Genomic DNA, 14123 nt, shown 5'->3' with positions numbered 1-14123 from the left:
CCGACCTACGGAGCGCAGCATGAAAAAGGACCGGAAGAGGGCCAGGAAGAAGATGATCACCGGCCGCCACGCCCTGCACACCCTGGTCGTACTGGGCCTGCTCGGCACCAGCGCGTACCTCACGGTGGAGCTGCGCGAGCAGCAGGACGGGACGGCGCCGCCGGTCCAGTCCGTCTCGGGGGCGGGCACGGGAGCGGCGTCCGGCGGCAAGCCCGCCGCGGGCGAGCGCCGCTTCGAGCGGCTGGCCAGCCCGGCCCGTACGGTGGTGCGGGCGGCGGACGGCGGCGTCCTGGCCACGTTCACCGACGGCGCCCGCACCGCGGTCCTCACCGGCGCGAGCCGTACGTTCACCGAGCCGAAGTACACGGACGCGAAGGTGACGACGGACAGCTGGGTGCGGCTGCTGCCGGAGGCGTGGAAGGAGGGCGCCGAGAAGGCGGCCTGGTTCAAGGACTGGTTCAGCACGTCCCTGGGCAGCAAGGAGCCCGACATCTTCGCCTTCGCGATGGAGTACCTCGAGGGCGCCCCGCAGAAGAAGGACGCCCGCGGCATCCCGTACTCCGGCGACGCCCAGTTCGGCCCGCTCAACCCCAACGGCTCGGTCGCGGGCGACCTGCGCCTGGAACAGTCGGACTTCTACGACTACCTCGGCATCCCGTACCGCTTCCGCGACGGCACCGTGGAACAGCCCGAGGCGGCGCGCTTCCGCGCGATGGACTGCTCGGGCTTCGTCCGCACCGTCTTCGGCTACCGCGCCCGGTACCCCCTCCTGGCCAAGGACATCAAGGGCGACGGCCTCCCCCGCACCGCCAACGGCATGGCCCGCCTCTCCCCCGGCGTCCCCGTCCTGGAACTGACCGGCAAGCGCCCCGACGCCACGGACCGGCTGCAGCCGGGCGACCTGGTCTTCTTCGACATCGACAAGCGCACCGGCGAACGCCTCGACCACGTAGGCATCTACATGGGCCTCGACACCGACGGCAAGCCCCGCTTCATCTCCAGCCGAGAAGAAGCCAACGGCCCCACCTTCGGCGACAAGGGCGGCACGGCCCGCCTGGACGGCAACGGCTTCTACGCGGCGGGGCTGAGGAGCGCGAAGCGCCTCTGACGCCGCCTCAGCAATACCTTCCCAAATATTCCGTTTGCCGGAACTCCGTGTCAGACTTGCCCGGTTCACAGGTGGTTCGCGACAGAAGTGGGAGACCGTGCCCGAGCAGGTGAAGTCCTCGTCCGGAGAACGGATCAGCCGTGCGGCTCGCAGTGCCGGTACGCGGCTGTGGTCGACCCGCAGGCGCCGGCTGACGACGGTCGGCACGGCGGCCGCCCTGGTGGCGGCCGCCGTCACCGGCTTCCTGTTCTTCTGGGAGAGCGACCCCGGAGCGGAGCCCGGGGCCAAGGGCGCTCGCAAGCTCGTGATGGCGTACATCGACGCGCTGGCCGACGACGACATGCGCGAGGCATGCCGTCTGATGCATCCCAAGGTGGTCTCCTCCATGGCTCAGGCCGAGGGCGGCTGCCCCGGAGCCATGCGCGCCCAGATCGGTGACCGGCTGAGCGGCAAGGAACGGGGCAGGATCGGCGGCATCGACGTCCACGAGGCCCGGGTCGAGGGTGGAGGCAAGGTCGCCCGCGTCGAGGTCAGCTCCGGGCCGAAGGAAGCCAGGAAGAGCACCGTGACGGTCGAGCGCACCGATGGGCACTGGCGCATCCTGGAGGACTGAGCAAGCCGTGCGAGGGGTGGGCGGGAAGCATGCCTCCCGCCCACCGCCGCTACCGGCCTTCCGTCACCACCGGCTTGCCGTCGCGGGACTTGGCGACGATCCCACCGGTGAACACCGGGTCGGTCGGAGCGCCGCGCTTCGACCTGGCGAGGGAACGGGGCTGGACGCTGCTGCCGTCCGCGTCGGAGAGCCAGTACATCCGCTCCAGTCCCTCGGTGTCGATGTAGAACACGGCCCACTGACCGTCGGCGAGCTGCACGACCGCGGGGTCGGTCGCCGCCTGCTTGGAAGCCACAAGGCTCCACCGGCTGAAGTCGCCGTCCGGGCCCAGCTGACGGCCGTAGTGGACGTAGCCCTTCTCGTCGCGCACAACCACCCCGAGCGACTTGTCCTGGTTGACGGCGACCGCCGGTGAACCCGTCGTCTTCACGCCGGACAGTACGGTTCCGTCACCGAAGAAGCCGTTGAGCGGGAGCTTGGTGTCCGCATCGGTACGAGTGGACTCCTTGGCCGTCCAGATCTCGCCGTCCTTGGTGCGGGCGAAGGCCATGACCTTGCCGTCGGCCCCGCGCGCCGCGGCCGGCGTGCCGCCGAGGCCGCTCACATCGGAGGCGCCCCAGACCCACCAGCCCTCGCGCTTGGCGTCCGCGCGGTTCATGCCGAGGCGGCCCTGCTTGTCCAACCCGAGGATGAACGGGCGGTCGGCGTTGGCGTCCACCGAGGCGACCTGGCCCGTACCGGCGAAGGACGACTTCTCGTACCCGGCGGGCATGGAGGAGTAGGCGTCCCGGGTGCGCCACGGGATGAAGTTGTCGCTGTTCGGGCTCTGCTGGTTCAGGTACCACATCTTGCCGTCGCGATCGAAGGCATGGACACCGACGATGCCCTGGGTGCTCCTGGAAACGGTGGGCGCGCCGGTGAAGTCGCCGCCGAGGTCCGTCAAAGCGGACCAGATTCCACCCGCCTGACGCTTCGTCATCCAGATGTGTCCGTCTTTCCCGAGGACGAAGGCCATCGGGGTGCCGTCCGCCTGCTCCATGACGACCGGCTGGTCGACGAAGTCCCGCGCGCCGGGCACGGTGCTGTAGGCCACGGTGCCCAGGTCCCTGGGGTCGCGCTGGACGCCGTTTATCAGCCAGCCGCGCTCATCGACGTAGAACTGCTGGATGAGCTTGTCGCTGCCCTGCCGGATCGCTGCGGGCATGTTGGGCCGCGGGGCGACGGGGGCCTTCGGGGGCTGCGCCGGAGTCTTGCAGGCGTCCGTGGACATGGATATTCCGTGGAACGTCTCGAAGTTCCAGCCGGCCTTGCGGCCCTTGGTGTCGACCCAGGAACCGGCGTTGATGTCGTAGCGGAACCAGTAGAGCGAGCCGTCGGCGTACAGGCCGTAGAGGGTGCCTCCGCCTGCCGATCGGATCTCCCGGAAATTCTCCCAGCCGCCCATCCATGCCGGCGCCTTGAGCTCGAGCCACTGCTGGCGCTCGACGTCGTAGCGGTAGCGGTACATGTCCTTGCCCTGGCGAGCGAAGAGCAGCCCGTCACCGGCGGCGACGACGAGGTTGTACCCGCCCCAGTTGCCGGTGTCGATAATGCGGCCGTTGCCGGGCATCGGAGCCCCGGTCTTCTCGTCGTAGCGGTATATCCGCAGGGTGCCGTCGTCGTGGACGGCGAAGATGTTGCCGCGTTCGTCGACGGTGACGCGGTTGCGGTGGGTGGCGCCGTTGAGGAAGGCGCCCCAGCCGCTGTCGATCTTCTCGCCCGGAGGCGTCCCCCAGCTGTTGGTGGCCGGATCGTAGCGGTGACGGTACAGGCCGCCGTCGGGGTTGATGCTGTAGATCCAGTTACCGGGGCCACCGAGGGTGATGCGGGGAGATCCCCACCCGCTTCCGTCGATCCGCTTGCCGATCACAGGCCAGTTGAAGGATCCCTGCGCGGCGTCACCGTGGGTGAAGAGCTCCAGCTTCCCGTCAGTGGCCGCACCGTACAGCTGGGCTTGGGGCCGGCAGGTCACCTGGGAGACGGCGGCGGGGGCGGGCGGCACCGCGTCCGCCACGGCGGCGGGGGCGCACACCAGTCCCAACGGCAGGGCCGTGATGGCTGCGAGGGTCAGTGCCGCCATGCGGGCGGCAGACGGGCGGGGGCGACTCAGAGGCATCGAGGGGCGCTTTCTGACGGGGCGACAAGGCCCGGCCGGGGCCGAGGTGCTGGCCGGAGGACGGTGGGGCGGGATGCATGTAATCACACGCCATGTGCCTACCTTTGAGGAAGTTACGCTCGATGAGCGTCGAGGGCGGCAAAGCACCCATAACCCCTGTTCCCGATTTCAGAGTGTAGTCACCACGGTTCCAACTGCCCGAACCTCTTGCATACCTGATCTTTACTCAGATAAAACATCGTCTCAATGCCCGCCATCTCATGGTTGTGGCTTCCTGTGGCGACCTATGCCCATATGGCGATGCATGTCCATATGCAGGCTCGCCACCTCCAGGTCGATGGGTGGGGTGTGTTCTCCGTGTTCCTTGGCAGTCGGCGCTCCGGGTCCTCCGGCGCGCGTCGCCGCCGCGGTGCCTTCAGGCACCGCGGCTTCTTCGCTACCAGACCGGGGGCACGCAGAGCGGTCGCGTTGTCAGCCGCGATGCTGGTGTTCGCCGCCACGGCGCCCTCGGAGGCCGTGAGCCGGCCGGAGTCCGAGCCCTCGCTACCGGGCGTCAAGGGCCACACCAAACGCCCCGAGGGTCAGCGCTGGGGCAGTGCGGCAGGTCTCGATCACCTCGAAGGCGCCTCAGGGCCGGTCAAGGCCCGCGGCCCGCAGACCCTGCACGGCAAGTACGCCGTGGAACACCCGGAGATACCCGAGGCCACCGCCCGCAACGAGGCCAAGATCGCGGCCGCCGCCGGCAAACAGATCAAGGGCTACGACCCCAAGAGCAGCAGCGAAATCACCAACAAGCGCTCGGAGTTCGAGCGCACCTTCAGCAACCCCGACGGCTCGGAGACGACCCAGTTCTCCAAGGAACGGCTGAACTACCGGGCGGCCGACGGCAGCTGGAAGCCGATCGACGCTGCTCTGGTGCCCGCGGGCGGCGGCAGCGCCGGGGGATGGCACAACTCCTCCGACAGCCTCGACATCCGCCTCGCGGCACGGGCCGACGCCAAGGACCTGGCCAGGCTCGTCGTGGACAGCGATCACGAGGTCTCGTTCGGCCTCGACGGGGCACGGCGTTCGGCCGGTCGGACGGACGAGAAGAACAAGTCCGCGGTGACCTACCCCGACGTCCTCAAGGACGCCGACCTGGAGCTGATATCCAGGCCCGGCGGCCTCAAGGAGAACATGGTCCTGCGCTCCAAGGAAGCGCCGCGCAGTTGGCTCTTCCCGCTGCGGACCAAGGGCCTGGCCGCCTCCCTGGACAACGGCGACGTCGTCCTCAAGGACTCCGAGGGCAAGCAGCGCGTGCGGATCCCGCACGGCTACATGGAGGACTCCAAGGTCCACCCGGAGTCCGGCGACGGCGCGATATCCACCAAGGTCGGCTACCGGCTCGTCGAGCACGACGGCGGGCAGGCGCTGCGCGTGGACCTCGACGGCGACTGGCTCGCCTCGCCGGACCGGGTGTTCCCCGTGCGGGTCGACCCGCCCATGGTGGAGCCCATCGGCGCCTCCTCGAGCATGTACGTCGAGAAGTCCGGCAGCAACAACTGGAGCTCGGCCTCCGAGGACACCCTCAAGGTCGGCGCGGTGAGCGACGGCGGCACCAGCCGGGCCGCGAGCTACCTCGCCTTCCCCAACGTGGCCTCCAAGCTGCGTAACCACAAGATCTTCGGCGCTTCGCTCAACGTCCTCAACTACTGGTCGGCCTCCTGCCGTCCCCGTGAGGTGAACGTCCACCCGGTCACCGAGTCGTGGACGGCCGGCAAGGGCCACACCTACCCCGGTCCCTCCTTCGGCCCGAAGATCGCGGGCTCCTCCTTCGCCCACGGCTTCATCGGCGAGGGCCAGTCCGACTCCGCCTGCCCCGCCGCCTGGGAGGCCATGGATCTGGGTACCAAGGGACGCGACCTGGTCGAGGACTGGGCGAACGGGACCCGCCCCAACTACGGCCTGACCCTGCGCGGCTCCGACTCCGACACGCTGAGCTGGAAGAAGTTCTCCAGCACCAACAGCGCCAACCCGCCCTCGCTCTACGTCACGCACACGCCCTACGACGCGAAGTACTCGGTCGAACGTGCCAACCCGGAGCCGGCGGTCAGCCGTAGCCAGGACGGCAAGGTCAAGATCAAGGTGACCAACCTCGGCGCCGAGACCTGGACCCCCCAGACCTACGAGCTGGGCTACCGCGCCTACAAGGGCGGCAAGCTCGTCAAGCAGGCGTCGTCCGCTCAGCTGCCCAAGGACGTGCCCCGCGGCGCGAGCGTCACCCTCGACGCGACGATCGAGAAGGGCGACCCGGGCGAGTACCTGATCGACTTCTCCATGATCCGCAAGGGTCTGACCTTCTTCACCGACGCGGGCATCGCCCCGGTGCGCATCGCGCTGAACGTGCTGGCCATCCCGCCGGTCGTCGACGCCTTCCACCCGGCCAACGGCTACCAGTCCCAGACGCTCACGCCGGAGTTGTGGGCCAACGCCCGGGACATGGACAAGACCGGGCAGACGCTGCAGTACCGCTACGAGGTCTGTGAGTCCGGCAAGGACGGCAAGCCGAAGGACTGCTTCTTCTCCGACTGGTCCCCCGACCGCAGCTGGGTCGTCCCGGCCGGCAAACTGCGCTGGTCCAAGACCTATCTGTGGCGCCCCTGGAGCAGGGACAACGCGGCCGTCAGCCCCGAGCTGCCGTACGCCACCCTGCTGACCGCGGTTCCCCAGCCGGTCATCACCTCGCACCTGGCCGGTTCGCCCTACGGTTCCTCGGACAAGCCCTTCGACCCGCAGGTCGGCAACTTCGCCAGCGCGGCGGTCGACGCATCGGTGGCCACCATCGGCCCGGAGCTCACCATCGCCCGGACCTACAACAGCCTGGACCCGTCCAGGAACCACGTCTTCGGCGCGGGCTGGGCCTCGCGCCTCGACATGAAGGTGACGCCGGACGACGACGGAACCGGCAACGTCGTCGCCACCTACCCCGACGGCCAGCAGGTCCGGTTCGGCCGCAACCCCGACGGCTCCTTCGCCGCCCCCATGGGCCGTGACGCCGCCTTCACCACCGTCAAGGAGGGCGGCTGGCAGCTCACTGACAAGAATGGCGTCCGCTACACCTTCCGCGCCGACGGGCTGCTCGGCACGGTCACCGACGCGAGCGGGCTGGCCCAGTCCTTCACCTACACGGACGGCAAGCTCGTCCAGCTCCGCAACGAGGCCAGCAAGCGAAGCCTGTTCTTCCAGTGGACGGGTGACCACATCACGGCAGTCGGCACCGACCCGCTGCGCATCAGCCCGCTGACCTGGACGTACGAGTACGACGGGGACAAGCTCGCCAAGGTCTGCTCTCCCGAGAAGACCTGCACCCAGTACGAGTACGGAAAGGGCTCGCACTACCGCAGCGTGGCCCTGGACTCCGGCCCCTACGCCTACTGGCGCTTCGGTGAGGACGGCGGCGACGACGCCGTCAGCCAGGTCACCGTCAACCAGGGCAAGGACCGGGCCCAGTACGTCGACGTCACCCACGACGCCACCGGCCCGCTGAGCGGCACCTCGGACAACGCGGCCGGCTTCAACGGCACCTCCTCGCGCGTCGACCTGCCCGAGAACCTGCTGAACCTGCAGCGCAGCCTCGCGGTCAGCATGTGGTTCCGCACCTCCGGCAACGGCGTGCTGCTGAACTACCGCTCCGACAAGCACAACGACAGCAACGACGGCACCAGCGCGCCCGTGCTCTACATCGGCGCGGACGGAAAGCTGCGCGGACAGTTCCGCATCGGCCGCATCTCGCCCATCACCACCGGAACCGCCGTCAACGACGGCCAGTGGCACCACGTGGTGCTGTCCTCGGACGGCGCCCGGCAGACCCTCTTCCTGGACGGCAAGCGCCACGGCAGCCTGGATGCACCGGTCAACCACGGCAACCAGCGGTTCGCCGAGATCGGCTCCGGCTACGCCTACGACTGGCCCTCCCCGCCCGCCAAGGGCGCGGTCTACTTCAAGGGCGACATCGACGAGGTCGCCGTCTACCACAAGCCGATCGGCACCGCCGCCGCGCAGTCCCTCTACACGGCCCGCGAGCAGGCTGACCAGCTCACCAAGGTGACGACACCCGGCGGCCGCACGGCCGTGGAGGTCTCGTACGACACCTCCGTCGACCGCGTCGACAAGCTGACCGACAACAACGGCGGCCAGTGGCAGCTGGGCGTCCCCGTCACCGGCCTGTACGGCAAGGAGCTCATCCGCACCGTCCAGGTCACTGACCCGAAGAACCGTCGGCACTTCTACGACTACGACCCGCTGGCCGGGCGCGTCATCCGCTACGTCTCGCCGCTGCGCGACAAGCCGGTGGAGCCCCAGAAGCCCCGGCCCACGACCTCTCCGACCCCCGGTACCGAGGGCGGCATATTCGAGGGCGGTGTCGTCGGCGACGGCAAGCCCCCGATGGACTATCCCGACCCCGAATTCGTCGGCGGCGCCGTCAACGCCATGGGCGTCCGCAGCTTCGGCTACGACGACAAGGGCTTCCAGAACCGGGTCATGGACGAGAACGGTCATGCACTCGACATGACCTACGACGACCAGGGCAACGTCGCGACGCGCAAGACCTGCCGCGACCTCGATGACTGCCAGACCACGTACTACTCGTACTACTACGACGAGAAGAACCCGGTCGACCCGCGCAACGGCAAGCTCACCGAGTCCCGCGACGCCCGCTCGGCCGACGCTACGGACAACACCTACCGGACGACGTACTCCTACGACGCCCGCGGCGAGCTGACCGAGCAGACCGCACCGGACGGCCGCAAGGCCACCCGTGTCTTCACCACCGGATCGGACCCCGCCTTCAACAACGAGGGCACCGCTCCGGCCGGCCTGCTGGCGTCCATGACCGACGCCAAGGGCAAGACGACCAAGTACTCCTACTTCGCCAACGGCGATCTCGCAGAGACCACCGACCCGGCGGGCCTGATCACCCGGTACACCTACGACCGCCTGGGCCGCAAGCTCACCGAGACCGACATCAGCGACTCCCAGCCCAAGGGCGTGACCGTCAGCTACACCTACGACGGCCTGGGCCGGACGGTCGGCACGACCAAGCCCGGGGTCAAGAACCAGGTCACCGGCGCCACGCACACCGCGCGTACGACCGTCGAGTTCGACCAGGACGGCCTGGTGCTGCGCTCCGAGGTAGCCGACACCACGGGCGGCGACCCCACCCGCGAGACCCGCACCGAGTACGACGACTCCGGCCGCCCCGTACGGGTGACGGACGCCGAAGGCGGCGAGACGAGCTTCGGCTACGACGCGCTGGGCAACCGCGCCTGGCAGGTCGACCCGAGCGGTACCCGGACCGAATTCACCTACACCCCGCGCAACAGCGTGGCCGAAATACGGGTGCGCGACTGGCGCGGCGACCCCGAGGAAGCGCCGAAGGACGGCGGAGAGAAGGTCCTCGTGACCGACTCCTACGCCTACGACATGGCCGGCCGCATGACCCGGCACACCGATGCCATGGGCCGCACGCGTGCCTTCAGCTACTACGACGACGGGCTCAGCAAGGCCGTACGAGCCGTGGGCGTGCGCCAGCCGGACGGCTCCACCCGCGACATCGAGCTCGAACGGAACACGTACGACGCCCTCGGCAATCTGATACGCAAGGCCACCGGCAACGGCACGACCGTCACTGCCTACGACTACGACGTCTCCGGCCGTACACAGAGCATCACCACGGACCCGGGCCGACTCGACCGCAAGGTCAGCTACACGTACGACGGCGCGGACAACGTGACGCGCGTCGTGCACACGGGCAAGAGCTCCAACGTCCAGTTCTCCAACAGCAACTCCGAGGTCGTCGACTACACCTACGACGCCGCCGGCCGGGAGCTCAGCGAGACCACCCTCAACGGCAAGGACCGGCTGACCACGACGTTCATGCGTGACCAGCGCGGTCTGCTCCTCTCGGAGACCGAGCCGCGCGGCAACGCCGAAGGCGCGGACGCGGAGGCCTACACCACCACCTACACCTATGACGAGCTCGGCCGTCAGGTGACGGTCACCGAACCGGCCGCCGACGCGGAGAACGGCGACGGCGACGCCAAGGCCGTCAAGGTCCGCCCGACCACGACCACCGGCTACAACGCCTTCGACGAGGCGACCCAGAGCAAGGACCCGCAGGGCCGCGTCTCCTCCGTCACCTTCGACAAGGCCGGCCGTCCCACGACCAGCACCTCCCCGTCGTACACCCCGCCCGGGGCCTCCGAGCCGATCACTCCGGTGAGCCGCAACGAGTACGACGAGGCGGGCCGGATCACGACGACCACCGACGCGCTCGGCAACGTCAAGCGCTACCGCTACGACCAGCTCGGCCGGATGGTCCAGCGCGAGGAACCGCGTTCCTCGAAGCTGCTCGGCCTGGTGACCGACCCCGGCAAGAGCGTGCCGGCCGGTGCCGGTGCCGTGTGGTCGTACACCTACTCCCGCACGGGCGAGACGCTGTCCGTGACGGACCCCACCGGGGCCCGGACCGAAACCACCTACGACGACCTCGGCCGTCAGCGCACGGCGACGGCAGTGGAGCGCAAGTCCGACCAGACCCGCTACTTCACCACCGCCTTCACCTACGACGACGCCGACCGGCTGATCGCACAGACCGCGCCCAGCGGCGACACCACGCGCTTCACCTACGACGCGCTCGGCCAGCTGACGGGCACCGAGGACGCCGCCGGCGTGAAGACGCAGACCGGCTACGACATGTCCGGCCGCGTCATCCGCAACAGCGACGCCCTGGGCCGCACCGTGCGGCAGGACTACGACCAGGCCGGCCGGATGACCGGTCAGCTCTGGCTGGACAAGGACGACCGCCCGCTGCGCAACCGCAGCTTCCGCTACGACCAGGCGGGCAACCCCACCAAGTCCACCGACGCCAAGGGCAAGACGACCAGTTACACCTTCGACCCGCAGAACCAGCTGGTGAAGCAGGACGAGCCGGTGTCCGCCGGCAAGACGATCACGACCAGCTTCGGCTACGACGTGAACGGCAACCGCACCCGCTTCACCGACGGGCGAGGCAACAGCACCCGCTACACCTTCAACAGCCTCGGCCTGCCCGAGTCGGTGATCGAGCCGGAGACCAAGGACCACCCGGCCCCGGCCGACCGTACCTGGACCACCTCCTACGACGCCGAGGGCAACCCGGTCCGGCTCACCGAGCCCGGCAAGGTGGAGCGTCAGCGCACCTTCGACCCCAGCGGTCTGCTGCTGCAGGAGACCGGTTCCGGGGCCGAGGCCTCGACTCCCTCCCGCATCTACGAGTACGACGCGGCCGGCCGGATGACTTCCGCCGGCGCCCCCAAGGGAACAAATGTCTTCCAATACAACGACCGTGGCCTGCTGACCTCCGCGAAGGGCGGCTCCGGCGACGCCACGTTCGGCTACGACGAGAACGGCCGCCTGCTCACCCGGGTCGACGCTGCCGGAACGGCGGTGTTCTCCTACGAGAAGGGCCGGCTGAAGTCCCTCAAGGACGCGCGGTCACAGCAGCTGTTCTCCTACCGCTACGACAAGTCGGGCGCGCTGGAGGGCATCGACTCCCCCGGGGTGAACCGCACCTTCGGCTACGACGCGCTGGGCCGTCAGGTCTCCGACATCACCAAGTCGACCGGTGGGACGACGCTGGCCTCGTTCGAGTACGCCTTCGACGACAACGACCGTCTGGTCTCGAAGAAGACCACGGGCACGGCCGGCGCGGGTGAGCAGAAGTACGCCTACGACGACGAGGGCCGCCTGACCTCCTGGACCGACAAGGACGGCAAGACCACGGGCTACTCGTGGGACGACGCCGGCAACCGGGTCCAAGCGGGCGAGCGCAAGGCGACGTACGACGCGCGCAACCGGATGCTGTCGGACGGTGAGGCCACCTACGCCTACACCCCGCGCGGCACCCGGAAGTCCGCCACGACGTCCGGCCTGACCGAGGAGAGCCGTTTCGACGCCTTCGGCCAGCTGGCGAAGCAGGGCGAGATCTCCTACCAGTACGACGCCCTCGGCCGCTTGGTCGACCGCGACGGCACCCAGCACACCTACGCCGGCCTCGACGACGAGGTCGTCACCGACGGCCGCGGTGTCTACAGCCGGGGCCTGACCGGCGAGCTGATCTCCGTCACCCAGGACGGATCCACGCGCCTCGCGATGAGCGACCGTCACGGCGACGTCGTCGGCACCCTGAACGTCAACGACACCAACCCGACGAAGCTCACGTCCTCGACCGCCTTCGACCCCTTCGGCCGCACCACAGCCACCCAGGGCGACCAGGTCGCCATCGGCTACCAGGGCGACTGGACCGACCCGTCCACCCAGCAGGTCAACATGGCCGCCCGCTGGTACGACGCCGGCTCCGGCTCCTTCACCTCCCGCGACAGCTACACCCTCGACCCGAACCCCTCGTCCATCCGCGCCAACCGCTACACCTACGGCGACGGCGACCCGGTGGACAACGTGGACCCGACGGGCCACTGGAGCATCGGCGGGGCCCTGAAGAAGATCGGCCGGAAGGCCGCGTCCGCCGGCCGCTACATCGAGCGAAAGGCCTCGCAGGCCTACCACTATGTGGAGCAGAAGGCCTCCCAGGTCTACCACTACGTGGAACGGCAGGTCTCGCGGGCCTACCACTACGTGGAACGGAAGATCTCCTCCGGCGTCAACTGGATGCGGCAGAAGATCTCCTCCGGTGCCCGGTGGCTGGGCAACAAGATCTCGTCCGGTGCCCGGTACATACGTAACCAAGGTGCCCGCATCTACAAATCCGCGGCACAGATCTATCGCGAGAGCCGCCAGTACATCAGCGACAAGGCGCGGTCGGCGAAGAAGTTCATCGCCACGCACAACCCCATCCCGGTCCTCGCCAAGGCACTTCGCCCGGTCTACGCGGGCATGAAGACCGTGGTCTCGGCGACGATCCACGCCCCGGCGCTGATCGTCCAGGAGACCAAGCAGATCGTCCAGGACGTGGCCAAGGTCGCCACCGAGGTCACGAAGATCATGGCCGACGTGAGCGCCAAGATGGTCTCCGCGGTTGACTCGGCGATCACGGCGGTCTCGGAGTTCGCCCAGACGGCGGCCCCCTACCTGAAGGCCGCGCTGGACTTCGCGGGCGAGGTCACGGGCATCAACGACGCGATCGCGTGCGCCACGAAGGGCGATGTCGAGGCGTGCCTGTGGACCGTCGCGACGGTCGGCAGCATGTTCGTCCCCGGCTCGACGGCGGCGGTCCGCGGGGCGAAGCTCGCACGGGGCGGCGCGAAGGTGGCCCGCGCGGGGAAGGCCGAAGGGAAGGTCGCGAAGGCCGCGGAAAAGGTCGAGGACGCGGCGGGCGCCACCTGCGAGAAGCCCCCGAACAGTTTCACGCCGGAAACCCCGGTCCTGATGGCCGATGGCACGACCAAGCCCATCAAGGACGTCAAGACCGGCGACAAGGTCCTGGCGACTGACCCAACAACAGGAAAGACGGAAGCTCGGGCTGTTGACGACGTCATCATCGGCAACGGTGAGAAGCACCTCGTCAAGCTGACGGTCGACACAGACGGCGACAAGGGCGACGCCACCGGCACCATCAACGCGACCGAGGGCCACCCGTTCTGGCTGGAGGACCAGAAGACTTGGGCTAAGGCCGGCGAAATCAAGCCGGGCGCGCTGCTTCGGACTTCAGCGGGCACGTGGGTCAAGGTCACGGCAACGCGGGCGTGGACAGCGGTCCAGCAGGTGTTCAACCTGTCGGTCGGCGCGATCCACACGTACTATGTACTCGCGGGCGGCACACCGGTCCTGGTACACAACACCAACACGGGCTGCCCGACATCTTATGCGTTGTCGCTGAAGACTGGGGCTCCGAAGGGTAGCGGCGCGAATCAGGCCTACCAGATTAGGCAGGTTGGTTCGACCGAATACCATGCCACGGGTGGCGGTACGCAAGTTTGGGCTGACGGTCTCGATATCAACACTTCCGAACTTCTGGATGCCAAGTTTGTTAGCAATCCGGGGCGGAGTCCCTTTGTGCCGGGCGGGAAGGTCCCAGGATTTATCCAGGCGAAGATCGATGCCAAGATAGGCGATGAATTCTCACGATACGCGGCGGTGATCAACGATTCTGGAAATCCATTGACGGGATTGCGCGTCATCACCAACGAATCGGGGGCCGTGCCATACTTTAGGGGCCTGATGCAGCAGCATGGGGTACCAGGCTCTGTCGTCTTGAGTCCATAGGAAAG

General features: G+C 68.4%; 4 protein-coding genes. 3 read left to right on the top strand and 1 reads right to left on the bottom strand.

The window, feature by feature from the left end:
• Window positions 1–19 precede the first annotated feature (19 nt).
• Both PS271_RS23195 and PS271_RS23190 read left to right on the top strand, forming a co-directional pair.
• Complete coding sequence (locus PS271_RS23195; RefSeq protein WP_398384282.1) at window positions 20–1108, top strand: NlpC/P60 family protein; 1089 nt, start codon at window positions 20–22, stop codon at window positions 1106–1108.
• A gap of 97 nt (window positions 1109–1205) precedes the next feature.
• A complete protein-coding gene (locus tag PS271_RS23190; protein WP_398384280.1) occupies window positions 1206–1721 on the top strand; it encodes a nuclear transport factor 2 family protein in 516 nt (171 codons plus the stop codon).
• Between the two features lie 49 nt (window positions 1722–1770).
• On the opposite strand, the gene PS271_RS23185 is transcribed toward PS271_RS23190, so the two are convergent.
• Window positions 1771–3840, bottom strand: coding sequence for a tachylectin-related carbohydrate-binding protein (locus PS271_RS23185; protein ID WP_398384278.1), 2070 nt, complete (start codon window positions 3838–3840; stop codon window positions 1771–1773).
• Window positions 3841–4344: 504 nt separating this feature from the next.
• Here PS271_RS23185 and PS271_RS23180 point away from each other — a divergent pair.
• On the top strand, window positions 4345–14118 hold the full coding sequence (locus PS271_RS23180; protein WP_398384276.1) for a restriction endonuclease fold toxin-2 domain-containing protein: 9774 nt from the start codon (window positions 4345–4347) through the stop codon (window positions 14116–14118).
• Window positions 14119–14123: the final 5 nt, after the last annotated feature.

Source organism: Streptomyces sp. SCA2-17 (assembly GCF_044336695.1).
The sequence above is the reverse complement of the archived record's forward strand: the minus strand, read 5'-3'. Positions and strand labels throughout refer to the sequence as shown.